Source organism: Pseudochrobactrum saccharolyticum (genome assembly GCF_008801715.1).
GTDB classification, from domain to species: Bacteria; Pseudomonadota; Alphaproteobacteria; order Rhizobiales; family Rhizobiaceae; genus Pseudochrobactrum; species Pseudochrobactrum saccharolyticum.
In genome coordinates this window covers 140,360-165,354 of sequence record NZ_VZPG01000006.1, presented here as the reverse complement: position 1 = coordinate 165,354, position 24,995 = coordinate 140,360, and the positions used below count along the sequence as shown (strand labels likewise).

General features: G+C 52.2%; 19 protein-coding genes. 16 read left to right on the top strand and 3 right to left on the bottom strand.

Annotated features, from left to right (window positions below; all coding sequences use genetic code 11):
* The first annotated feature begins 299 nt into the window (after positions 1 to 299).
* From F7P81_RS16240 to pyc, 8 genes are all read left to right on the top strand, one after another.
* Positions 300 to 1,208 (top strand): branched-chain amino acid ABC transporter permease, encoded by a 909-nt coding sequence (locus F7P81_RS16240; RefSeq protein WP_022709905.1) that lies wholly within the window; start codon positions 300 to 302, stop codon positions 1,206 to 1,208.
* Position 1,209: 1 nt separating this feature from the next.
* The gene (livM, locus tag F7P81_RS16235) at positions 1,210 to 2,604 is read left to right on the top strand and encodes a high-affinity branched-chain amino acid ABC transporter permease LivM (RefSeq protein ID WP_151160281.1); all 1,395 of its coding nucleotides are present in this window, start codon (positions 1,210 to 1,212) and stop codon (positions 2,602 to 2,604) included.
* 17 nt (positions 2,605 to 2,621) lie between these two features.
* Positions 2,622 to 3,899 (top strand): ATP-binding cassette domain-containing protein, encoded by a 1,278-nt coding sequence (locus F7P81_RS16230; protein ID WP_075657260.1) that lies wholly within the window; start codon positions 2,622 to 2,624, stop codon positions 3,897 to 3,899.
* Positions 3,899 to 4,630, top strand: a complete 732-nt coding sequence (locus F7P81_RS16225) for an ABC transporter ATP-binding protein (RefSeq protein ID WP_370637837.1) — start codon at positions 3,899 to 3,901, stop codon at positions 4,628 to 4,630. The genes F7P81_RS16230 and F7P81_RS16225 overlap by 1 nt, the downstream gene beginning before the upstream one ends.
* Before the next feature lie 168 nt (positions 4,631 to 4,798).
* Positions 4,799 to 5,143: a DUF6867 family protein gene (locus F7P81_RS16220; protein ID WP_022709909.1), complete on the top strand. Its 345-nt coding sequence runs from the start codon at positions 4,799 to 4,801 to the stop codon at positions 5,141 to 5,143.
* A gap of 295 nt (positions 5,144 to 5,438) precedes the next feature.
* Positions 5,439 to 6,551 carry a branched-chain amino acid ABC transporter substrate-binding protein gene (locus tag F7P81_RS16215; protein WP_028233388.1) on the top strand — a complete coding sequence of 371 codons (1,113 nt, stop codon included), beginning with the start codon at positions 5,439 to 5,441 and terminating at the stop codon, positions 6,549 to 6,551.
* Positions 6,552 to 6,792: 241 nt separating this feature from the next.
* Positions 6,793 to 7,911, top strand: a complete 1,119-nt coding sequence (locus F7P81_RS16210; protein WP_028233389.1) for a branched-chain amino acid ABC transporter substrate-binding protein — start codon at positions 6,793 to 6,795, stop codon at positions 7,909 to 7,911.
* Between the two features lie 341 nt (positions 7,912 to 8,252).
* The gene (pyc, locus tag F7P81_RS16205; RefSeq protein WP_151160280.1) at positions 8,253 to 11,711 is read left to right on the top strand and encodes a pyruvate carboxylase; all 3,459 of its coding nucleotides are present in this window, start codon (positions 8,253 to 8,255) and stop codon (positions 11,709 to 11,711) included.
* Positions 11,712 to 11,745: 34 nt separating this feature from the next.
* Here the strand turns inward: pyc and F7P81_RS16200 are convergent, their stop codons facing one another.
* Positions 11,746 to 12,345, bottom strand: coding sequence for a response regulator transcription factor (locus tag F7P81_RS16200; RefSeq protein WP_151160279.1), 600 nt, complete (start codon positions 12,343 to 12,345; stop codon positions 11,746 to 11,748).
* Positions 12,342 to 14,342 carry a sensor histidine kinase gene (locus F7P81_RS16195; protein WP_151160278.1) on the bottom strand — a complete coding sequence of 667 codons (2,001 nt, stop codon included), beginning with the start codon at positions 14,340 to 14,342 and terminating at the stop codon, positions 12,342 to 12,344. The genes F7P81_RS16200 and F7P81_RS16195 overlap by 4 nt, the downstream gene beginning before the upstream one ends.
* Before the next feature lie 223 nt (positions 14,343 to 14,565).
* Here F7P81_RS16195 and F7P81_RS16190 point away from each other — a divergent pair, with 223 nt between their 5' ends.
* The 5 genes from F7P81_RS16190 to ispG all read left to right on the top strand — a co-directional run bounded on the left by F7P81_RS16190 (position 14,566) and on the right by ispG (position 20,487).
* Positions 14,566 to 15,564 (top strand): TRAP transporter substrate-binding protein, encoded by a 999-nt coding sequence (locus F7P81_RS16190; protein WP_151160277.1) that lies wholly within the window; start codon positions 14,566 to 14,568, stop codon positions 15,562 to 15,564.
* A gap of 204 nt (positions 15,565 to 15,768) precedes the next feature.
* Positions 15,769 to 16,383 (top strand): TRAP transporter small permease, encoded by a 615-nt coding sequence (locus F7P81_RS16185; protein WP_075657263.1) that lies wholly within the window; start codon positions 15,769 to 15,771, stop codon positions 16,381 to 16,383.
* Positions 16,380 to 17,705, top strand: coding sequence for a TRAP transporter large permease (locus F7P81_RS16180; RefSeq protein WP_022709917.1), 1,326 nt, complete (start codon positions 16,380 to 16,382; stop codon positions 17,703 to 17,705). Before F7P81_RS16185 ends, F7P81_RS16180 begins: the two co-directional genes overlap by 4 nt.
* A 184-nt stretch (positions 17,706 to 17,889) precedes the next feature.
* Positions 17,890 to 19,083, top strand: a complete 1,194-nt coding sequence (locus tag F7P81_RS16175) for an MFS transporter (RefSeq protein WP_245293665.1) — start codon at positions 17,890 to 17,892, stop codon at positions 19,081 to 19,083.
* A 132-nt stretch (positions 19,084 to 19,215) separates the two neighbouring features.
* A complete protein-coding gene (gene ispG / locus F7P81_RS16170; RefSeq protein ID WP_116089080.1) occupies positions 19,216 to 20,487 on the top strand; it encodes a flavodoxin-dependent (E)-4-hydroxy-3-methylbut-2-enyl-diphosphate synthase in 1,272 nt (423 codons plus the stop codon).
* 59 nt (positions 20,488 to 20,546) lie between these two features.
* Here the strand turns inward: ispG and F7P81_RS16165 are convergent, their stop codons facing one another.
* On the bottom strand, positions 20,547 to 21,395 hold the full coding sequence (locus F7P81_RS16165; RefSeq protein ID WP_246176160.1) for a polyprenyl synthetase family protein: 849 nt from the start codon (positions 21,393 to 21,395) through the stop codon (positions 20,547 to 20,549).
* Between the two features lie 286 nt (positions 21,396 to 21,681).
* Here F7P81_RS16165 and mtgA point away from each other — a divergent pair, with 286 nt between their 5' ends.
* The 3 genes from mtgA (at position 21,682) to F7P81_RS16150 (ending at position 24,379) form a co-directional block, all read left to right on the top strand.
* Positions 21,682 to 22,449: a monofunctional biosynthetic peptidoglycan transglycosylase gene (gene mtgA, locus F7P81_RS16160; protein ID WP_075657267.1), complete on the top strand. Its 768-nt coding sequence runs from the start codon at positions 21,682 to 21,684 to the stop codon at positions 22,447 to 22,449.
* A gap of 259 nt (positions 22,450 to 22,708) precedes the next feature.
* On the top strand, positions 22,709 to 22,891 hold the full coding sequence (gene rpmF, locus F7P81_RS16155; RefSeq protein ID WP_022709922.1) for a 50S ribosomal protein L32: 183 nt from the start codon (positions 22,709 to 22,711) through the stop codon (positions 22,889 to 22,891).
* A gap of 303 nt (positions 22,892 to 23,194) precedes the next feature.
* Positions 23,195 to 24,379 carry an acetyl-CoA C-acetyltransferase gene (locus F7P81_RS16150; protein ID WP_151160276.1) on the top strand — a complete coding sequence of 395 codons (1,185 nt, stop codon included), beginning with the start codon at positions 23,195 to 23,197 and terminating at the stop codon, positions 24,377 to 24,379.
* Positions 24,380 to 24,995 lie beyond the last annotated feature (616 nt).

Sequence of the window (24,995 nt, the reverse complement as noted above, 5' to 3'; positions counted from 1 at the left end):
TAGTCGTTATTTCTATAGTTTCTGTGTATGCGAGCTATCCGGTTTGGCGCATGTTCAGCCAAAGACAGAGGGAAGCTTGTCTGACTACGCAGAAACTATCGGGGGAGAATTTTGCCTGAAATGCTGAAATGAATAATGCCGGTCTGTCCTTAGGGACATGCGGCGGATCTATAAATGCTGGGCGGTACCAAGGCGGATTTTGCCTGCCGGATTGTGCAGTAGGAGTAAACGATCTGAAATATAAGGGAAGAGCCTGTTAAAGGTGACAATAATTCAGATCATAAAAGGGTGACTTTGCAATGGAATATTTTATCCAGCAAGTGATCAACGGGCTCACGCTCGGATCGATCTATGGATTGATCGCCATCGGCTATACCATGGTTTATGGTATTATCGGCATGATCAATTTTTCTCACGGTGATGTTTTTATGCTCGGCGCCTTTATGGCGCTTATTGTTTTTTTATTGCTGACAACATTTGTTGGTGCAGTACCTGTCGTACTTGCAATCCTGCTGATGATGATTGTCGCTATGATCCTGACCAGTATGTGGAGCTGGACCATTGAGCGGGTCGCCTACCGGCCATTGCGCGGGTCTTTCCGGCTTGCACCGCTGATTACAGCAATTGGTATGTCCATTGCGCTGTCCAACTTCGTGCAGGTAACACAGGGTCCGCGTAACAAGCCGATCCCTTCGCTGATTAATGACTCTTATTCATTATTCGGTACCAGTGTTATCATCTCGCTGAAACAGATCGTTATCATTGCAGTTACCATCGTTCTGCTCACAATCTTCTGGTATATTGTTAACCGTACATCCTTGGGGCGCGCCCAGCGTGCCTGCGAACAGGATCGTAAAATGGCATCGCTGCTCGGTATCAATGTTGACCGCACGATTTCTCTGACCTTCGTTATGGGCGCCGCACTGGCCGCCGTGGCCGGTACGCTTTATCTCACATTCTACGGGGTTATCTCGTTTACAGACGGCTTTATTCCGGGTGTGAAAGCGTTCACCGCAGCGGTTCTCGGTGGCATCGGCTCGCTTCCGGGCGCTGTGATCGGTGGCTTGCTGATCGGTCTGATCGAGGCGCTCTGGTCTGCCTATTTCTCGATTGATTATAAAGATGTTGCTGCGTTCTCGATCCTTGCGATTGTGCTGATCTTTATGCCTTCCGGCATTCTCGGCCGTCCAGAAGTTGAAAAGGTGTAACATGACCAATACTTTTCAAACTTCTCCGGCGGGTGCACCGAAGGCTGAACCGTCAGATTTTGCAGCCGGTATCCGCGAAGGTATCATTGCAGCCATTCTGGCATTCGGCCTGTTCGTACTGATCGTCGGTTTCAAAACCGAGCAGAATATCAATAATGAGCTGGTGCTGGTTCAGCGCTGGGGGCTGTTGTTTACCCTTGTAGCTCTGGCAGGTATCGGCCGTTTTCTGCACCGCGCATTTCTTGTGCCTTATATGGCAAAGCGCGGGAAATCCGAAAAACAGGTTGTTGCCAGCGGTGATGTTTCGTTTTTCCGTAAGAATTTTTCGAAACTGGCAATCCTGTTCCTGTTTATCTATCCGGTGCTGATTGTTCTGACACTCGGTTTTCAGGGCTCCCTGAAATGGGTTGATAATTTCGGTGTGCAGATCCTCATCTATATCATGCTGGCATGGGGGCTGAATATTGTTGTCGGTCTCGCCGGTCTGCTGGATTTGGGTTATGTGGCCTTCTATGCGGTCGGTGCTTATTCCTACGCATTGCTGTCTTCCTATTTCGGACTGTCTTTCTGGACGCTGCTGCCGGTTGCCGGTATTCTCGCAGCTTTCTGGGGCATTATTCTCGGCTTCCCTGTGCTGCGTCTGCGGGGGGACTATCTTGCGATCGTTACACTGGCGTTCGGTGAAATCATCAGACTTGTGCTGATAAACTGGACGGCGGTCACCAAGGGTACTTATGGTGTGTCGGGCATTGCCAAGGCCACCTTCTTCGGTATTCCGTTCAAAGCCGGTCCTGATGGTTTTGCTGCCACTTTCGGCCTGCAATTTTCCGCAGCCCATTATAAAATTTTCCTCTATTACGTCATTCTGCTGCTGGCGCTTTTGACCGCATGGGTCACAATCCGTCTGCGTCGTATGCCGATCGGCCGTGCATGGGAAGCACTGCGTGAGGATGAAATTGCCTGCCGTGCGCTGGGTATCAATACGACAACAACCAAGCTGACCGCCTTTGCAACCGGCGCGATGTTTGGCGGCTTTGCCGGTGCCTTTTTCGGCGCGCGTCAGGGCTTTGTCAGCCCGGAATCCTTCATCTTCCTCGAATCTGCGGTTATTCTTGCTATCGTGGTTCTTGGCGGTATGGGATCGCTGATCGGTATTGCGATTGCTGCAATCGTGATGATCGGCGGTACAGAAATCCTGCGCGAACTTTCATTCCTGAAAGCCGTGTTCGGCCAAAGCTTTACGCCGGAACTCTATCGTATGCTGATTTTCGGTCTGGCTATGGTTGTGGTGATGGTCTGGAAACCGCGGGGTTTTGTCGGTCATCGTGAACCAAGCGCCTTCCTGAATGAGCGTAAGCTGGTGTCCGGTTCCTTTACCAAGGAAGGTCACGGTTGATGGCGGGGATAAATACTATGGCAAATTCTGAACTTGCTGAAAAAAGACAAAACGCCGATACCATTCTGAAAGTCGAGCATCTTTCCATGCGTTTCGGCGGTCTGGTGGCAATTAATGATCTGAGCTTTGAAGCCAAACGCGGCGAGATCACTGCGGTGATCGGGCCGAACGGCGCGGGTAAAACCACCGTGTTTAACTGCCTGACCGGTTTCTACAAGCCGACCGGCGGCATGGTGACAATGCAGCATAAAAACGGCGATAAGTTCCTGCTGGAACGGATGCCGGATTTTGTGATTACCAAAAAAGCCAAGGTTGCCCGTACCTTCCAGAATATCCGCCTTTTCACAGGTCTGACGGTTCTGGAAAATCTTCTGGTTGCACAGCATAATCCGCTGATGGTGTCATCCGGCTTTACCTTTCTGGGGCTGCTCGGATTTCCCGGCTATAAAAAGGCAGCGAAAGACGCGATTGAAAAAGCGCGTATCTGGCTTGAGAAGATCAATCTGATCCATCGTGCTGATGATCCGGCAGGTGATCTTCCTTATGGCGATCAGCGCCGTCTGGAAATTGCCCGTGCTATGTGCACCGATCCGGAAATGCTGTGTCTTGATGAGCCGGCTGCCGGTCTGAATCCGCGTGAATCTGCGGAGCTTAACAAGCTTTTGCTGGATATTCGTGCAGAGACAGGCACGTCCATTCTGCTGATCGAACATGATATGTCGGTGGTTATGGAAATTTCCGATCATGTGATCGTGCTTGAATATGGCACGAAAATCTCTGACGGCGCTCCGAGCTTTGTGCAGAATGACCCTAAAGTTATCGCCGCCTATCTTGGTGTTGATGATGATGAGGTAACCGATCTGATTGAAGGCTCCGGCGGTGACGTCGGGGAAGTCGATCAGCTGGTCACGCAGCTTGCAGATGTTGATCCTGCGGATGAGGTTGCTGCACCGGAGCATCTGGCCGGTGGTCTGGATGCCCCGCGTGGCGGTATTGCTGATAATCTGACCCTGATTAAAGGGATCGGCAGTGTTAACGAGACCAAGCTCAATGCCCATGGTATCTATCATTTCGATCAGATTGCCGCGTGGACAGAAGCTGAAATCAAACAGGCTGAGATGTATCTGAGCTTTGACGGCCGTATTGCCCGTGAAGACTGGGTAGGGCAGGCACGTCAGCTGGCCAGCGGCGGAAAAACGGAATTCTCATCCCGCGTGGAAGCCGGCAAAGTACCGTCCAGCCATGAGACATCCGAAGAGACAGATTCGACGAAGAAAACTGAGGGGGGTAAATGATGCAGGCTCAGAACCCGCTTCTGGTTATCGATAAGGTTGAAACCTATTACGGCAATATTTGCGCGCTGAAAGGTGTTGATGTCACGGTTAAATCCGGCGAAATCGTCACGCTGATCGGTGCAAACGGTGCCGGAAAATCAACTCTGATGATGACGATTTTCGGTACACCGCGTGCCCGCACCGGACGCATTCTTTTTGAGGGCAAAGATATTACCTCTATGCCGCCTCACGAGATTGCAAAACTGCGTATTGCGCAGTCTCCGGAAGGACGTCGTATTTTCCCGCGCATGAGCGTGATGGAAAATCTGCAAATGGGTGCCAGTCTCGATAATCAAAAATACTTTGATGAAGATGTGAAACTGATGTTTGATCTGTTTCCGCGTCTTAAAGAGCGTATCAATCAGCGCGGTGGTACTCTGTCGGGCGGTGAGCAGCAGATGCTGGCGATTGCCCGTGCATTGATGGCGCGGCCAAAATTGCTGATGCTGGATGAGCCGTCACTTGGTCTGGCGCCACTGATCGTCAAACAGATTTTTGAGGCGATTAAAGAGCTGAACCGCACTACCGGACTGACTGTGTTTCTGGTGGAGCAGAATGCTTTCGGTGCGCTGAAACTTGCCCATCGCGGTTATGTGATGGTCAATGGTGTGATTACTATGAGCGGCAGCGGGCAGGAGCTTCTGGCAAATCCGGAAGTCCGCGCAGCCTATCTGGAAGGCGGACGTCATTGATGGGAAAGCCGGACAAACAAATTGTCCGGCACTCTTCATAATGTTCAGCTTTAGACGAATTAACGCAGTTTCTGACAAGCCGGGGCGCTCAAAAATCAGCCTCACTTCCGGAAACTGCACCAGCCGGAAATTTCGTTCAGAAATCCGGTGAATTGGGGAGAATTATTGATGCAAGGCATTCTCTATGAAGAGCCGTCATTCTGGCTGTTTTTGTTGATTACCTGCATTCTCGGCGGTTGGGCCGCATGGATGACAGGGCGGGCCTGCGCACAAACATGGCGCCCATATGCAATGTTTGTGCTCTATCTCCTGCCTTTGACAGCGATGGTTCGTTTTATTCATTTTGCAATGTTTGAAGGAACATTGCTGTCGCTGCATTACTATCTGGTCGATTTTGTTGTGTTGCTGGTGATTGGCACGCTTGGCTATCGTTTCACAAAGGTGAAGCAGATGGTGCGTCAATATAACTGGCTCTATGAACAGACTTCACCATTTTCCTATAAGTCGAAATAACAGGCGATTTAAGGGAACCAAGAAACAACATCCCTGAGCTGATTATTGACTTTGGGGGTGTTTGAAATTGCAATATTCCGCTTTGCGGGAACGAAGTGAGTATTGTGATACGCCGGTGTAACACTCCGGTATGAACTGCCCGGGAAACCGGTTTCTGCTTAATGATTGTAATAAAAATAACCGGCCGATCATCGGTATTGCACCGCAAAACTTTGATCTCCGTATTTAATAAAACAAGGAAACTGATCTGCGGCAGACGGTTTCCGGCATAATCATTGTAATGGGAGCAGTTAATATGAAAAAATCTTTATTCTACAGCGTAGCAGTGTCGGCTCTCGTGGCTTTCAGCGGCTCGGCTTTTGCGGATGTTCTGGTGGGTATCGGCGCACCGCTGACCGGACCGAACGCGGTTTATGGTCTCCAGATTCAAAAAGGAGCCGAGGCTGCAGCAGAAGTCATCAATGCTGAAGGTGGCCTGAACGGAGAGAAAATCGTTTTCACCCTTGGTGATGACGTTTCCGATCCGAAACAGGGCATTTCGGTTGCCAACAAGTTTGCCGCTGACGGTGTTAAATTCGTTATCGGACACTTTAACTCCGGCGTAACAATTCCGGCTTCGGAAGTGTATCAGGAAAACGGCATTCTGGAGATTTCACCAGGTGCGACCAACCCTGTTTATACTGATCGCGGTATGTGGAACACATTCCGTACCTGCGGCCGCGATGACCAGCAGGGTATTGTTGCAGGTCAGTATATTGCTGAAAAGTTCAAAGACGCCAAAGTGGCTGTTGTTCACGACAAGACACCTTACGGACAGGGTCTGGCTGATGAAACCAAGAAAGCACTCAATGCAGCAGGTATGAAAGAAACCCTGTATGAAGGTGTGAATATTGGCGAGAAGGACTTCTCGGCACTGATCGCAAAAATGAAGCAGGAAGGCATTACCGTTATTTATTGGGGCGGTATGCACGCGGAAGCTGGTCTGATTATTCGTCAGCTCGGCGATCAGGGTCTGAAAGCGCAGTTCATTTCCGGTGACGGTATCGTCTCCAATGAGCTGGCTTCCATTGCCGGTAATGCGGTTGAAGGAACTCTGAATACTTTCGGTCCTGATCCGCGCAACAATCCGGCCAATGCTGATCTGGTGAAGAAGTTCCGCGATGCCGGTTTCGAGCCTGAAGCTTATACACTTTACTCCTATGCCGCGATGCAGTCGCTGGCCGGTGCAGCGAAAGCTGCAGGCAGCAATGATCCGGAAACAGTTGCGAAAGCACTGAAGTCCGGTACATTCAAGACTGTGCTCGGAGATATCTCTTTCGATGAGAAAGGCGATCCGAAGCTGCCGGGCTATGTCATGTATAAGTGGGAAAAAGGCGCTGACGGTAAGTTCACTTACATTCAGCAGTAAACCTGTCTTTGAAAATCAGCGGGGCCGGCTCAGTCCGGCCCCGTTTGATTGAAAGCTGTATTGCAGACAGCGGAGACAGTTTTTTGTTTCAGAACAGTTCCGTGTGAAACCGGTTTTCATAGAGGAGCTGTCGAAAAAAATTCTGCCGGATGTCTCATTCCGACAGAAAAATGCCGGTGTTCCGGCGACCTCAAAACCTGCTTTTTGTCAGTTTTTGAGCATATTCACGGGAGTAGGAAATATGAAGAAGTCTCTGTTCTGCGGTGTTGCACTGTCTGCAATGCTGGCCTTTAGCGGTTCATCATGGGCCGATATTCTGGTCGGTGTTGGTGCACCTCTGACGGGCGGTGGTGCCGCATATGGCGCACAGATTAAAAACGGTGTGGAAGCAGCTGTTGAAGTTGTGAATGCAGAAGGCGGTCTGAACGGCGAAAAGATCGTTCTTGTTTATGGCGATGATGTTTCTGATCCCAAGCAGGGCATGTCCGTTGCCAATAAATTTGCTGCCGATGGTGTGCAATTTGTCATCGGTCACTTTAATTCGGGCGTAAGCATTCCGGCTTCGGAAGTTTATGCCGAAAACGGTATTCTTGCGATTGCACCGGGCACAACCAATCCGGTTTATACCGATCGTGGTCTCTGGAATACATTCCGTACCTGCCGCCGCGATGACAATCAGGGTATCGCTGCCGCCAAATATATCGTCGATAATTTCAAAGACGGTAAAATCGCAATTGTTCATGATAAAACCCCTTATGGTCAGGGACTTGCGGACGCCACCAAGAACGCGATGAATGAACTGGGTCTGAAAGAGACAGTTTATGAAGGCGTGAATGTCGGTGAAAAAGATTATTCTGCGCTGATCGCCAAGCTGAAGCGTGACGGCGTTACTGTTATTTACTGGGGTGGTTTGCATCCGGAAGCCGGTCTGATTATCCGTCAGATGGGCGATCAGGATCTGAAGGCGCAGTTCATTTCCGGTGACGGTATTGTGTCCAACGAACTGGCTTCGATTGCCGGTGATGCGGTTGCCGGTGTGCTGAACACTTTCGGCCCTGATCCGCGTGAAGATCCGGCCAATGCCGAACTGATCAAGAAATTCCGCGATGCCGGATTTGAGCCGGAAGCCTATACTTTCTATTCCTATGCGGCAGTGCAGTCTCTGGCTGCGGCGGCAAAGGCTGCCGGTACCAATGATCCTATGACTGTTGCGACAGCCATGAAGGAAAAAGGTCCGTTCAAGACGGTTCTCGGCGAAATTTCCTATGATGAAAAGGGCGATCCGAATCTTTCGCCTTATGTCATGTTTGAATGGCGCAAAGGCGACGACGGAAAATATAATTATTTCCAGAAAAAATAATTCCTGAAATCAGGGAATTATTTCAGAATTAGAATAGTATTCTCTTTCTTGAAAAGAGGTCTAATACTTTGGAATAATTGGCTCAGCAATGCCCGGCACTTGTGTCGGGCATTGTTGTTTTAAGACGTATTTTCGCTGTTCTTTCACAAAAAAAACGATCAGTATGCAGGCGGAATTTTGCCGGTCACGGGAACGACCGGCATGTGTCAGAATAGAGCATAATTCCTTAAACTTGGATCAGTTTAAGGTGAAATTATGCTCTAATTTTAAAGTGTTAGAGCGACCTTTGTGTGCCAAGTCTGGCACACGGCGCTCTAGTTTTGCAGTGAGGGAGACCTGCTTTGCCTATCCATAAAATTCTTGTCGCAAACCGCTCTGAAATTGCTATCCGCGTATTCCGCGCTGCAAATGAGCTGGGCATGAAAACCGTGGCGATCTGGGCAGAGGAAGATAAACTTGCATTGCATCGCTTCAAAGCGGATGAGAGCTATCAGGTCGGACGCGGCCCGCATCTGCAGCGTGATTTGGGGCCGATTGAAAGCTATCTCTCAATTGAGGAAGTGATCCGCGTTGCCAAACTCTCGGGTGCTGATGCCATTCATCCGGGCTATGGTCTGCTGTCAGAGAGCCCTGAATTTGCTGATGCCTGCGCTGAGAACGGCATTATTTTCATTGGCCCGAAAGGCGATACGATGCGCCGCCTTGGCAATAAAGTTGCGGCGCGCAATCTGGCGGTTGAGGTCGGCGTGCCGGTGGTGCCTGCTAGTGACCCTCTGCCGGAGGATATGGATGAGGTGCGCAAAATTGCTGACAGCATCGGCTATCCGCTGATGCTCAAAGCCTCATGGGGCGGTGGCGGGCGCGGTATGCGCGCTATTCGCGAGGCCAAGGATCTGGCGCGTGAGGTGACAGAAGCCAAGCGCGAGGCCAAAGCCGCTTTCGGCAAGGATGAGGTCTATCTCGAAAAACTCATTGAACATGCACGCCATGTGGAAGTGCAGATTCTCGGCGATACCCATGGCAATGCCGTGCATCTGTTTGAACGTGATTGTTCCGTGCAGCGGCGTAACCAGAAAGTGGTGGAGCGTGCACCGGCGCCTTACCTCAATGATGGGCAACGTCAGGAACTGGCCGATTATGCGCTGAAGATCGCCCGCGCCACCCATTATATCGGGGCGGGGACGGTCGAGTTCCTGATGGATGTGACATCAGGGAAATTTTATTTCATCGAGGTCAATCCGCGCATTCAGGTGGAGCATACGGTGACGGAAGAAGTCACCGGCATTGATATTGTCAAAGCGCAAATCCGTATTCTGGAAGGCGCAGCTATCGGCTCGCCGGAATCCGGTGTGCCGGAGCAGAGCAAGATTGTTCTGCGCGGCCATGCATTGCAATGCCGTATCACGACAGAAGATCCGGAGCAGAATTTCATCCCGGATTATGGGCGGATTACGGCTTATCGCGGAGCGACCGGTTTCGGCATTCGTCTGGATGGCGGCACCGCCTATTCCGGTGCTTTCATCACCCGCTATTATGACCCGTTGCTGGAGAAGGTAACGGCATGGGCATCGACACCGGAAGAGGTGATCCTGCGTATGCATCGTGCGCTGCGGGAGTTTCGTATCCGCGGTGTGTCGACCAATCTAACCTTTCTCGAAGCGATTATTACGCATCCGAAATTCCGCAGTAACGAATATACTACGCGATTTATTGATACGACGCCGGAATTGTTCGAGCATGTGAAACGACAGGATCGCGCGACTAAGCTTCTGACCTATATTGCTGATGTTACGGTCAATGGTCATCCGGAAACCAAAGGCCGTGCCTTGCCGGACATGAATGCGGCCGCACCGAAAGTGCCTTATGTGCCTGATGGGGATATTCAGCACGGCACCCGTCAAAAACTGGCAGAGTTGGGCCCGCAGAAATTTGCGCAATGGATGCGTGAGCAAAAGCGGGTGCTGGTGACCGATACGACCATGCGTGACGGGCATCAGTCGCTGCTGGCCACACGTATGCGTACCTATGATATTGCGCAGATTGCCGAGACCTATGCGCGCCTGCTGCCGAACCTGTTTTCTCTGGAATGCTGGGGCGGTGCGACTTTCGATGTTTCCATGCGCTTTTTGACAGAAGATCCGTGGGAACGGCTGAGCAAGGTGCGTGATGGCGCACCGAACCTGCTGCTGCAAATGCTGCTGCGTGGTGCCAATGGCGTAGGTTATAAGAGCTATCCCGATAATGTGGTGACGCAATTTGTGCGTGAAGCAGCGCGTGGCGGCATTGATCTGTTCCGCGTGTTTGACAGCCTTAACTGGGTTGAGAATATGCGCGTGTCGATGGATGCCGTGCTGGAAGAGGGCAAGCTCTGCGAGGCAGCGATCTGTTATACCAGCGATTTGATGAATGCAGCGCGCCCGCAATATGATCTCAATTATTATCTGAAGCTGGCGCGTGAGGTTGAAAAGGCCGGAGCGCATATCATCGCCATTAAAGACATGGCAGGGCTGCTGAAGCCGCAATCGGCACGCAAACTCTTCACGGCCTTGCGGCAGGAAACCGATCTGCCGATCCATTTCCATACCCATGATACATCCGGCATTGCGGCAGCAACGGTACTGGCGGCTGTGGAGAGCGGTGTGGATGTTGTTGATGCGGCGATGGATGCCTTGTCTGGCAATACCTCACAGCCATGCCTCGGCTCGATTGTTGAAGCACTCGCAGGCAGTGAGCGCGATCCGCAGCTTGATCCGGCTTCGATCCGCCGGATTTCCTTCTATTGGGAGGCGGCACGCAATCAATATGCAGCTTTTGAGAGTGACCTGAAAGGCCCTGCCTCGGAAGTTTACCTGCATGAAATGCCGGGCGGACAATTCACCAATCTGAAGGAACAGGCACGCTCATTGGGGCTGGAGAGCCGCTGGCATGAGGTGGCGCAGGCTTATGCTGATGTGAACCTGATGTTCGGCGATATTGTTAAAGTCACGCCGTCTTCCAAAGTGGTCGGCGATATGGCGCTGATGATGGTCAGTCAGGATCTGACAACGACTGATGTGACCAATCCTGCCAAGGATATTGCCTTCCCGGATTCCGTGGTGTCGATGATGCGCGGTGATCTCGGACAGCCGCCCGCAGGCTGGCCGAAGGATTTGCAGGCCAAAGTGCTGAAGGGTGAGAAGCCGTTTACAGAACGACCGGGGGCGTTGCTGCAACCGGCTGATCTGGAAGCAGAGCGCAAAGAGATTGAAACCAAGCTGGAGCGCAAAATCAGCGATCAGGAATTTGCGTCCTATCTGATGTATCCGAAAGTCTTCACCGATTTTGCTGGCGCACAGACCCTTTACGGGCCGACAAGTGTGCTGCCGACGCCGGTCTATTTCTACGGGCTGGCACAGGAGCAGGAAGTCTTTGTTGAGATTGAGCGCGGCAAGACACTGGTTATCCGCAATCAGGCGGTGGGCGATGTTGACGATCAGGGCATGGTCACGGTGTTCTTTGAACTGAATGGTCAGCCGCGCCGTATCAAAGTGCCGGATCGCACACGCGGTGCCGCCAAAGGCGCCCGCCGTAAAGCCGAGCTGAACAATGAGACCCATATTGGCGCGCCGATGCCCGGCATTGTTTCAACCGTTGCAGTGGCCAGCGGGCAGAGTGTGAAAGCCGGAGATGTCTTGCTGTCGATTGAGGCGATGAAGATGGAAACCGCCCTTCATGCCGAGCGGGACGGTGTGCTGGCAGAAGTGCTGGTACGCGCCGGTGATCAGATTGATGCCAAGGATCTGCTGATTATTTACGCATAAAATTCAGACCGGCAGAGTTTACATGCTCTGCCGGTTAATCCTGTTCGCTGAAACTGATCAGGCGCGCCAGTTCTACGGCATTGCGCGCACCCATTTTCTCCATAATATGGGCGCGATGCACTTCAACTGTGCGGATGGTGATCTCCAGCCTGTCGGCAATCTGCTTATTGAGCAGACCCTCCAATATCATCGACAAGACTTCATTCTCGCGCGGGGAAAGCTGGGTGCGTTTGCGCCGTAATTCATCGCGCTGACGGTCTGAGGCAGCACGCTCTTTTGCTTTGTGCAGGGCAGCCAGAACCCTGTCGACCAGATTATTGTCGTTGAAGGGCTTTTCGAGAAAATCCGCAGCCCCCTGTTTCAGACATTCCACGGCCAGCGGAATATCACCATGTCCGGTCAGAAAAATCACCGGCTGACGGGCATGAAGCTTGATGAGCTTGTCGAAAACCTCAAGACCGGACATGCCGTCCATCCGCATATCCAGCAGAATACAGCCCTGAAGATCAGGCGACCAGTTTTGCAGAAAATCCTCACCGGACGGCCATGTGACAACGCCCACACCACGGGAGCGAAACAGCCATGACAGGCTGTCGCGAATGGCTTCATCATCATCAACAATATGGACGGTCATTGCGCGATTTCCTGCGTGCTTAGCGGTAAAGAAAGACAGAAGCTGGCACCTTGCGTGTCAGGTGTTGCCAGCAGCCATAAGCGGCCTTTGTGCGATTCCAGAATGGAACGGCAGATCGGCAGCCCCATGCCCATGCCCTCCGATTTTGATGAGATGAAGGGCGTGAAAATCTCATTCTCCATGCCTTCCGGAATACCGTGCCCGTGATCGGTGATGGTGATAACGGCTTCATGCTCATCACTCTCAAGGCTGATATGTAATTTCTGCCGGTTACGCGGCAGGCCTATGGCTGCCTCGCGGGCATTGCGGATCAGGTTCAGCAGGACCTGCTGGATCAGCACCGCATCAGCCCGCACGGCTACCGGCATATCGGGCAGGCGCATGTCGATATGACCGCCGCCCTTGATAATATCGCTGCTGACAAAACTGGCAGCATCCTGCAAAATTTTGCGCAGGTCGTGCTGTTCCGGCGTTACGGAGCGCTTGCGTACAAAATCATGCACACGGTGGACAATTGTACCGGCGCGCTGTGCCTGATCGGAGAGTTTTTGCAAGGCTCCGGTCAGATCAACGGGCTGCACCGTGCCTGATTGCAGCAGATTGAGACTGCCGGTCGCATAGCTGGTAATGGCGGCCAGAGGCTGGTTCAACTCATGCGCCAGTGTGGAGGCCATTTCACCCATCGTAATCAGACGGGCATTATGCTGAAGTTTTTCAGCCTCCGTCTGGCGGGCCTCTTCCAGTTTCTTTTTCTCGGTCACATCAACAAGCGAACCCATCCAGCCGATATGGGTGCCATCCGCATCAATCAGCGGGGCTTCATAGACCTGAATATCAATCAGCTTGCCATCAGGCCGGATGAAACGTGTTTCAAATTCACGCGGGGCAATACCGGTACTGCGCATATCATTCTGCCGCTGGATGCCTTCCGACATGATTTCCGGTGCCCAATAGGGATGCGGCGGCATCATGCCGATCAGCTGTTTCTCCTCATAGCCGACCATGCGGCAGAATTCCGGATTCACATAGATAATGCGTCCGTCGCGGTCACGGGCACGCATGCCGATGGTCAGGGAGTTTTCCATCGCCTGCCGGAATGCATATTCGGTGCGCAAAGCGTGCTCAGCTGCGGCTCTGCGCCGGTTCTGGCGATAGGCCATCCAGAGATTGATAATCACCAGAATGGTCAGGCCGATAATGGCGGCGGAAATGACAATCGGGCCGATGGCGGCACGGCTCTGATAGGGCGTGACAGTGATATAGGTGCCGGTCAGCGGTGGATCAAAAGAAATCGTGTGACGCGCCTGATCGTTGGTCGGCATGATGCTGGATTTTGAGATCAGGGGATCGCCGCCGGAATCTGTGAGCGAGACCTGATATTTTCCTGCAACCCACCAGGGCACATTGCGCGAGAGCAGCCTGTCCAGTGAGATGATGACCCAGATTGTGCCTGCGGAACGGTTATTATTGTAAACCGGTGCCACCATATCGACCACCCAGCCTTCGCTCGTATGGCGGGGTGAGGAATAAACCGGCTTGCCGAACAGGCGGCTATGCTCGGCCAGTGCCGGCTTATAGTCGGCGATAACATTGAGACCGGGTGGTGCGCTTTCCAGCAATTGGCCGTCCGGCGTGAACCAGCTGATATCGATGAATTCCGAATGGATGGAAACCAGATGCTGAGCCTTGGTTCTGATCGTGTCTTTCTGCTGCGGATCGCGTTCGATATCTGCCCCGAGATCGCGTAATTCTGTCTCAAAGGTTTGCAGCTGAAAACGCAGATATTGCTCAACCCAAAGCGCGTCAGTTGTGAGTTTTTTCTCCGTTTCTGACTGGTTATCACGCGAGGTCATCCAAATCAGCGCAACGATCAGGGTCACAATCAGCAGGATCGCGAGCAGGGGAATAGCCAGCGTATAATCACGCACAGATGCGCGGAAGCCGGAGAGACTCTGGCTATTGTCTTGCGAATTTGCTGCTGTATGACGAAATTTCATGTGATCGTCTGAATATCCTCACTATGCTTTATAAGCATAACCTCTTGTCTGCACGAAGTTATGCCTGTGGTAAACCACAATAGAAATACTGTGGTATTCCACAATAGAATTGAGGCTCTACTCCTTTTAAGGATTTTATCTGATTTTTACTCCGTTTGGAGTCCGTGCCGGTTTATCCGCCGGAATGTTTTACTGACAGATGCAGGCTTGGGAGGGCCTCTCAATGAAATTTCTTACAACTGCCGGTCTTGCTGCAATTCTCGCTTTTGGTGTGAGCACAACTTCGCTTGCGCAGGCAATTACCATTAAATTCAGCCATGTTGTGGCACCTGATACACCAAAGGGCAAAGCCGCTGAGAAGTTCAAGGAACTCGCTGAATCCTACACCGAAGGTAAAGTGAAGGTCGAGGTCTATCCGAACTCGCAGCTTTACAAGGATAAAGAGGAGCTGGAAGCTCTGCAGCTTGGCGCTGTGCAGATGCTGGCACCGTCTCTGGCAAAATTCGGCCCGCTCGGCGTGCGTGAATTTGAAGTTTTCGATCTGCCGTTCATTATGAAAGACTATAATGATCTGCGCAAAATCACCGATGGTCCGGTTGGCCGTGCGCTGCTCGACAAGCTGGATGCCAAGGGCATCAAAGGTCTGGCCTATTGGGATAACGGCTTCAAAGTGATGTCGGCAAACAGCCAGCTGCATGTTCCGGATGATTTCCTTGGTCTGAAAATGCGTATTCAGTCTTCCAAAATTCTGGAAGCACAGATGAAGGCGCTGGGTGCCGTACCGCAGGTTCTGGCTTTCTCCGAAGTCTATCAGGCTTTGCAGACCGGTGTTGTGGACGGTACGGAAAATCCGCCGTCCAATATGTATACCCAGAAAATGCATGAAGTGCAGAAACATGCTACGGTCTCAAACCACGGCTATCTGGGCTATGCGGTGATCGTCAATAAGGCGTTCTGGGAAGGCTTGCCGGAAGATGTGCGCACCCAGCTTGATAAGGCCATGGCTGAATCAACTGCCTTTGCCAACGAAATCGCCCAGAAAGAAAATGACGATTCTCTGGCGGCAATGAAGGCGGCCGGTACGACCACATTCTACGAACTGACACCGGAAGAGCGTGAAGAATGGGTTGCAGCGCTCAAGCCTGTGCATACTGAAATGGCTGACCGCGTAGGCGCAGACCTGATTAAGCAGGTTTATGAAGCCGTCGGTATGAAAGAGTAATCCTCTCAAGCCCCGCTGCCGGAGTTTCTCCGATCGCAGCGGGCCTGCCTGCCCTGACGATGGTGCTTGGGGCAGGCACATTTTCCGAATTCTGTTTTCAATCACATTTGTGCGTATCGGCTGTTATCACGGCTGGTTTTTTGCGCTCATAATTAACAAGACGGAGCACCGAAAAGCGGTGCGCCCTCACATGAGGAGCATCCTATGGTGTTGCGTATCCTCGACCGCTTTGAAGAAATATTGCTGTCTTTTTTGATTGCAGCGGCCGTTGTGCTGATCTTTGTCGCGGTTGCTCACCGTTATTCTATCGGGCTGGTTGCCGATGTGCTGTCCTGGGCACGCGCCAATGATTATGCCGAATTGCAGGGCTATGCCCGCAGCTTTTATCGCTGGCTGGCATCAATCAATCTGACCTGGGCTCAGGAAGCCTGTATTTATCTGTTTGTATGGATGGCGAAATTCGGCGCGGCCTATGGCGTGCGTATTGGCATCCATGTCGGCGTTGATGTGCTGGTGGAGCGTATGTCACCGAAAAACCAGCGCCTGATGATTATTATCGCTTTTCTGGCCTGTATCCTGTTCACGGGTATCGTGGCGTGGATCGGCACGGATTTCGTCTGGCATATTTCCAAAACCGGCCAGATTTCCGCTGATCTCGAAATGCCGATGTGGATTGTTTATCTCGCCGTGCCGCTTGGCTCTGCCTTGATGTGCTTCCGCTTTATTCAGGCGCTGTGGCTCTATCTCACCACAGGCACTATCGCTCATCACGATCATGGTCATGTTGACGGGCTGGAAGATGCGGAGGCCGCACGATGACCGCTCTGATTATCTTCCTCATTCTGGCACTGTTGCTTGTGACAGGGATGCCGGTTTCCATTGCGCTGGGTCTGACGGTTTTCACCTTCCTGTTCGGGTTCACCTCGATCCCGATGGATTCAATTGCGCTGAAACTGTTCACCGGTATTGAAAAATTTGAGATCATGGCGATCCCGTTTTTCATCCTTGCCGGTAACTTTCTCACCCATGGCGGGGTAGCCAAGCGCATGATCCGCTTTGCCACCTCGATGGTCGGGCACTGGTATGGCGGTATGGGGCTGGCTGCGGTTGCCGCCTGTTCGCTGTTTGCTGCAATTTCCGGCTCGTCACCGGCAACGGTGATGGCGGTTGGTTCCATCCTGATACCGGCAATGGTCAAGCAGGGTTATCCGCCGCAATTTGGTACCGGCGTTATCGCGACCTCCGGCGGGTTGGGCATTCTCATTCCGCCGTCGATTGTGATGGTGATGTATGCGGTGGCCACCTCCGGCATGGTGGTAACCGGCCCTGACGGTGCGCCGGTCATGTCGGCCTCAATCGGCACATTGTTTATGGCGGGTGTTGTTCCGGGGCTGATGCTGGCGGCAATGCTTGGCAGCACAACCATCTGGCGCGCATGGAAGAACGGCTATCCGCGGATGCAGAAAGCCAGCTGGCGTGAGCGCTGGGAAGCTTTCCGCTCCTCCGTCTGGGGGCTGATGCTGATCGTCATCATTATGGGCGGTATTTATGGCGGTATTTTCACACCGACTGAAGCTGCTGCGGTTTCTGCCGTCTATGCTTTTGTGATTGCAGTCTTTGTCTATAAGGACATTAAACTGCGCGATGTGCCGAAAGTGCTGCTGTCTTCGGCGGCGATGAGCGCGATGCTGCTCTATATCATTACCAATGCGGTGATGTTTGCCTTCATCCTGACCTCGGAACAAATTCCGCAGCAGATGAGTGCATGGATCGTGGAGCAGGGCTTTGGCATGATCGGCTTCCTGCTGATGGTCAATATTATTTTGCTGCTGATCGGCATGGTGATGGAGCCTTCTGCTGTGGTGCTGATTATGGCGCCGATCCTGTTCCCGATTGCCGTGAAACTCGGTGTTGATCCGGTGCATTTCGGGGTGATGATGGTGGTGAATATGGAGATCGGTCTGTGTACACCGCCGGTGGGGCTCAATCTCTATGTGGCCTCATCCATATCGAAAATGGGGCTCACGGCCGTGACCAAATCGACATTGCCTTGGATTATCACAACGCTGATCTTCCTCGGGCTGGTTACTTATGTGCCGCAGATCACGCTCTGGCTGCCACATACGCTGGGCATGAAATAAAGGCTTTAATAATCAGACAAAAGGCGGCTTCGGCCGCCTTTTTCTTTGGCTGCAACAGCTGACAGGCTTGTGACGGTTAGGTGATTTCTTTTGTCATAAAAATCGACTAAACAGAGGCTCAGGAGCAATTCTCGCTTTTCGGGATACGCTTTAAATAATGTTCTGAACCTGATGGAGCGGTTTTGTGAGCGGAGATGCAGGGATCAGTACAGTGCAGCCTGCTGTCATAGACAGTGGTGCGCGTTATTACCGCTGGGCAGTGGCGGGTGCATTTTTTTCCAACGGCTTTGTCACCGGCAGCTGGGCTTTGCATATTCCGCTGATGATGAGCCGGTTGGGCGTTTCTGAAGGTGTCTTCGGATTGCTCATTCTGGTTTTCGGTCTTGGCGCTCTGGCGGCCATGGGACTGTGCGGCCCGTTGCTGGCGCGCTATGGCTCGGATCGCGTGACCAAAAGCTTCGCCGTCGGCGTGGCGTTCTGGCTGATTGTCGTCGCTCTCACCAATAATCTTTATCTGGCTGTGCCGGTGCTGTTTATGCTGGGCGCGGTCTTCGGCGGTATGGATGTGGCGATGAATGCCAATGCCGTTGCGGTGGAGAAAACGCTCGGCCGTGCGCTGATGTCTTCCTCTCACGGTTTCTGGAGCCTTGGCGGTTTTGCCGGCAGTGCGCTTGGCAGCTTTTATCTGCACTATCAGGGCGCATTCAGCCATGCGGTTCTGGTGAGCGTGATTGCCGGTATCATCATGCTGATAACTTTGCCGCGACTGGTTATGGATCGTCAGCAGCAGACCAGCGAGAAAATCCGCTTCCGCCTGCCTAATCAGCCGGTGATCTATCTGATCGGTATGATGGCGCTGTTTGCAATGGTGCCGGAAGGTGCGGTGCTGGACTGGGCAGCGGTCTATATTCAGCAGGCCTTTTCCGCAGATCTGACTACAGCCGGTTATGGCTATGCGGCTTTTTCTGCCACAATGGCGCTGGTTCGTTTTCTCGGCGACGGCGTGCGTAATCGCTTCGGTGCCGTGCGGACATTCCGCGTGTCGATCATTATTGCCGCAGCGGGCTTGTTTGTCAGCGGTTTTGCACCACATGCGTGGATAGCAATTCTGGCGTTTGCCGTTGCCGGACTTGGTGTGGCCAATATTGTGCCGATCATTTTCTCGGCGGCAGGCAATCAGAGCGGCATCCATGCGGGCACGGCGTTAAGTCTTGTCACATTGATGGGCTATTCAGGCATTCTGGTTGCACCGTCCCTGATCGGTTATATCGGCGGGTATATCGGTTTTGGTCCTGTCTATATGGTGCTGGCGCTGATGCTGGTGGTGGTGTTTATGCTTTCATCGCTCGCAAGTGCCGCAGATCAGAAAAGAGAATAGAAGTTTTGAACGACCTGCTGTAAGACTGTCACAATTGCGGTTCAAAAGCTGTTCCGTCACGGTTATGGAACAGCATTGAACCGAGATGTTCCCGTATCACTGTAAGATTGCCCACTTTAAGATTGTATAATTATGGCTTCTGATAATCTGCACTATTATGCCCATCCCTTTGCCCGCCGCACATCTGTCGGGGTCAATGTCGGCGGCGTGATTGTTGGCGGTGATGCGCCGGTAGTTGTGCAATCCATGACCAATACGGATACGGCGGATATTGACGGCACAGTTGCGCAGGTGGCTGCCCTGCATCATGCGGGTTCCGAGCTGGTACGTATTACCGTTGACCGTGATGAATCTGCTGCCGCGGTGCCGAAAATTCGTGAACGCCTTGAGCGACTCGGTCTCAATGTTCCGCTGATCGGTGATTTTCATTATATCGGCCATAAGCTGCTATCAGACCATCCGGCCTGTGCGGAAGCGCTGGCGAAGTACCGCATCAATCCGGGCAATGTCGGTTTCAAAGACAAAAAAGACAAGCAGTTTGCCGAAATTATCGAAATGGCAATCCGCTATGATAAGCCGGTGCGTATCGGTGTAAACTGGGGCTCGCTGGATCAGGAATTGCTGACCACGCTGATGGATCGCAATCAGGCTGCCGGTGCACCAATGACCGCGCAGGAAGTGATGCGCGAGGCAATTATCCAGTCTGCACTGATCTCTGCTGATCTGGCTGAGGAAATCGGCCTGCCGCGCGACAAAATCATTCTTTCCGCCAAAGTCAGTCAGGTACAGGATCTGATTGCTGTTTATGCGGAACTGGCCAAACGCTGCGATCATGCGCTGCATCTGGGACTGACCGAAGCCGGTATGGGCACCAAAGGCATTGTGGCGTCTTCCGCCGCGATGGGCATTCTTCTGCAGCAGGGCATCGGCGATACAATCCGTATCTCCCTGACACCGGAGCCGAATGGCGACCGTACCCGAGAGGTACAGGTTTCGCAGGAATTGCTGCAGGTGATGGGTTTCCGTCAGTTTATCCCGATTGTAGCGGCGTGTCCGGGTTGCGGCCGCACCACCTCAACGGTGTTTCAGGAACTTGCGCAAACCATTCAGAATGATATCCGCACCAATATGCCGATCTGGCGTGAGAAATATCCGGGCGTTGAAGGCCTGTCTGTTGCGGTGATGGGCTGTATCGTGAACGGTCCAGGTGAATCCAAACATGCGGATATCGGCATTTCTCTGCCGGGAACCGGTGAGACACCATCCGCACCGGTTTTCGTAGATGGCAAGAAAGTCGCCACATTACGCGGTCCGGCAATCGCTGAAGATTTCCAGAAGATGGTGGCCGAATATATCGAAAACCGTTACGGGCTCGGTGCGAAAAAGCCGGAAGCCGCAGAATAAGAATAATAAAAAAGCTCTCATAAAATATGAGAGCTTTTTTATTGCGATTTTTATTGAATTTAGTTCTGACGCAGAGCGATAAAATGCGCGGCTTCTTTCAGAACCTGTGCTTTTTCTCCGAAAGGTGTCAGCAGGTCTTCTGCCTGCGCGACCAGACCGGCCAGCTGTTTCTTTGTCCAGTCAATGCCATGCAGTGAAACAAGGGTCGCTTTGCCTGCGGCAGCATCTTTGCCGGTGGCTTTGCCCATGGTTGCTGCATCGGCGGTTACATCCAGCAGATCATCGGCAAGCTGGAAAGCCAGACCAATGGCCGAGCCGAATTCAGCAAGGCGCTCACGCTCTTCTGTGTTTGCATTGCCGATAATTGCACCCGCTTCACAGGCGAAACGGATCAGCGCGCCGGTTTTCATCGCTTGCAGGGTAATAATGTCTGCTTCATCAGGACTGGCGGTTTCAGCCATCAGATCAAGCGCCTGACCGCCGACCATGCCGCCGACACCGGAGGCGCGCGATAAAGCCAGCACCAGATCAAGACGGGTTTTCACCGGCAGTTCTGTGGCATCATCAGCGATGATATCGAAAGCATAAGTGAGAAGGCCATCACCAGCGAGTATCGCTGCCGCTTCATCATAGGCTTTGTGAACGGTTGGCTGGCCGCGACGCATATCATCATCATCCATGGCAGGCAGATCATCATGAACCAGTGAGTAGCAATGGATACATTCCAGCGCTGCGGCAATGCGCAATGCAGCTTGGGGATCAGCATCATAGAGACGGGCGGTTTCCGTGACCAGAAACGGGCGCAGGCGCTTGCCGCCATTCAGCGCACCATGACGGATTGCGGCCATCAGGCGCGGCGGACGGATAACCTCGCCGAGACGCGGGCGCTCATCCAGAAGTGAGACCATCAGTTGCTCAACGGAAGCGGCATGAAGTGCCAGCCGCTGCCCGAAACCGGAAATGTCATGATCGTTTTTCATGGACAAGGGCATGAACCATTCGCCTGTAATAATCAACTCCTGTCCGGTCGGCTCAATATGAAATTTCTGTATCAGAGGTGATGCAGAAAAGCCGCGAAATGATTTTTACCAACAAAAAATGCCTGAAAACTGATATGTCTTGCAGCACCGGCTTTTCAATCGGCTGAAATTATGCAGTAACGATATGGCAAGTAACGGAGACACTGCGGGCACAATGACAAAATTTGTCATGTATAAGGAGGACGGAGATAAAGGGGACGGTCATCATGAAACCGCAGCTCCGAAAACCGTCGCCAGCTTTGTGGCGGATCCGGTGAGCGTGCGGCCGTGGTATTGGCTGAAGCGCTTTTTGCTGTTGCTGGCAATTGCGCCTTTCGCTCTGCTTTTTCTCTACAAGCTGCCCTTTGTGCATCCGGTCTCAACCCTGATGATCAAGGATCTGGTGACGCTGAAAGGCTATGAGCGCCAATGGGTGCCGCTGGAGGATATTGCGCCGGTGCTGGTCAATTCGGTGATGATGTCTGAAGACGGGCAGTTTTGCAGCCATTATGGCATTGACTGGAATCAGCTGAAACTGGTGCTGGGCAGTGACGGTGAGCCAAGTCGCGGCGCCTCGACAATCCCGATGCAGACGGTGAAAAATCTGTTTCTCTGGAACGGGCGCTCTTATGTGCGCAAGGCACTGGAATTCCCGCTGGCGCAGGCCGCTTCATTGATTCTTTCCAAGCGCCGGATGATGGAGATTTATCTCAATATCGTGGAGTGGGGTGACGGGATTTATGGTGTTGAAGCCGCTGCCCAGCATTATTTCAAGCGTCCTGCATCCAAATTAACGGCGCGGCAGGCTGCCTATCTCGCAGTCACGCTGCCGAATCCGATTCTCCGCGATGCGTCCAAGCCAAGCCGCGGTATGGTGCGGATTTCCCGTATTATTGAGCGCAGAGCCCAAAACAGCGGCGCTTATGTCGGCTGCGTGCAATAAAATCAGCAAAATTTGAGCAAAAGCGTGAAATCTTTTGTCCTTTAGCCGTGAATGATGCTATAGGGCAGCGACTGAAATACATTTCTGAGCAGGTTTTTAAGCCGGTAAATCGGGATTTGCATAAAAAAAATGCGAGTCCTGCTGGTCAAAAGACGTTTGAGCGTGTATAGGCAGCAAAACTTTCCGGAACAATGTCCGATGTGACAGCCTCGCTATGAGGCACCGGACATTCGATTGACTAATCACTGGAGCAGAATCAATGGCTGTACCTAAACGAAAAACTTCCCCTTCGAAGCGCGGCATGCGTCGTTCGGCTGATGCGCTGAAGGCTCCGACATATGTTGAAGACAAGAACTCCGGCGAACTGCGTCGCCCGCACCATATCGACCTGAAAAGCGGTATGTATCGCGGCCGTCAGGTTCTGGAGCCAAAGGAAGCGTAATTTCGCTTTTTCTTGGAGCTTTTAAAAAAAGACCGGCTTTTCAGCCGGTCTTTTTTTGTTTGCAATTTGCCTGTCTATTCCGCCAGCGCATCACCTGTGCAGCGAGGACCGGTTGTTTCTGGCGTATTTTGCGCAAAAGCACGGCAATCTGCCTGTTGTGCAGCACGGGGTTATGCGAAAAATTCAAAACCTTGATCGTAATTAGTACCAGCATCATTTGTAACTGACGTTATACTGAGGAAAAGCCGGTTCTGCGTATATGCGGAAAACAGGCATTATTGGGATGTGAGGAAGTTATCTGTCATGAGCAAAGAAACAACAGTCGTTATTGCCAGCGCTGCGCGTACTCCTGTCGGTTCATTCAACGGGGCTTTCGCCAATGTGCCTGCCCATGAGCTGGGTGCAACAGCAATCAAGGCTGCGCTGGAGCGTGCCGGTGTTGCTGCGGCTGATGTTGATGAAGTGATTTTCGGACAGGTGCTGACAGCAGGGCAGGGGCAGAATCCGGTGCGTCAGGCTGCAATCGCTGCCGGTTGCCCGATTGAGACAACGGGTTTTGCCGTTAACCAGCTTTGCGGCTCCGGCCTGCGCTCTGTAGCGCTGGGCTTGCAGCAGATTGCCAATGGCGATGCCTCGGTGATTGTTGCCGGTGGTCAGGAATCCATGTCCATGGCTCCGCATTGCGCACATCTGCGCTCCGGTACCAAAATGGGCGACATGACCATGATCGATACCATGATGAAAGATGGTCTGACGGACGCTTTCCACGGTTATCCTATGGGTGTAACAGCCGAGAATATTGCTGATCGCTGGCAGCTGACCCGTGAGGATCAGGACAATTTCGCTCTTGCTTCCCAGAACAAGGCCGAGGCAGCGCAGGTTGCCGGTCGTTTTAAGGATGAGATCGTGCCTGTCACTATCAAAACCCGTAAGGGTGAGGTGGTTGTGAGTGAGGATGAATATATCCGCCACGGCACCACGATTGAGGCTTTGCAGAAGCTGCGCCCGGCTTTTGCCAAGGAAGGTACGGTTACCGCCGGTAATGCTTCCGGTATCAATGATGGTGCGGCCGCAACAGTGCTGATGAGTGAAGCGGAAGCGGAGCGTCGCGGTATCAAACCATTGGCACGCATCACCTCCTGGGCAACGGCAGGTGTTGATCCGGCAGTGATGGGCACAGGACCTATTCCGGCCTCACGCAAAGCGCTGGAAAAAGCCGGCTGGACAGTGAAAGATCTGGATCTGGTTGAAGCCAATGAGGCTTTTGCGGCGCAGGCTTGCTGTGTAACCCGCGAGCTGGGACTTGATCCGGCTATCGTCAATGTGAATGGCGGTGCTATTGCTATCGGTCATCCGATCGGCGCTTCCGGTGCCCGTGTTCTGACCACATTGCTTTATGAAATGCAGCGCCGCGATGCCAAGAAAGGTCTGGCGACCCTGTGTATCGGCGGCGGCATGGGTGTTGCGCTCTGTGTTGAGCGCGACTGAGCGCGTTTGCCGATAAGTTAACAAGACCCATTGTTACGGAAATCGAAGCCCCGAAGGAAATTAACCTTTTCGGAGCTTTTTGTTGTTGCGAATTTGTGTTTCACCAAGGTCTAATACTATATGTGGTGTGCATTGATCTTTTTGACGCTGTATTTTGTGAAAACGAAACGGGAACTTTGATTCATCAGCGATTCGTCGCCGATTCGTTCAGGGTTTGGCCGAAAGCTTAATGAAAACATGTTGTTTTGCTGAAACATTGCGCATTCCGGTAAGGTATTTTTAATCTTTATTAATGCTGTGCGAGTTTTTAAATTGGTATTATGTGCATATTACCACATCGCTATGTGCGATCGGCGGTAAAAGTTAATTTCTCTGTTTTTTACCGCGCTGTTCCTGTGCTGCTGAATCTGTATATTGTGTCTCTGTTTATAGAAAACACAGAATGTTGTTTTGAACAAAATGAGAACTCGTGAAAACCATTGATTCGTAGCCTCTTTGTTCTTCTCGTGTTCTTTTCATTAAAATACAGGGTTATTGCGGGCGTTTTAGTGGATTCTAACGCCTGAAATGCACGTAAAATTCTGACAAGATCGGGTTTTTGTGAAGAGCTGACATG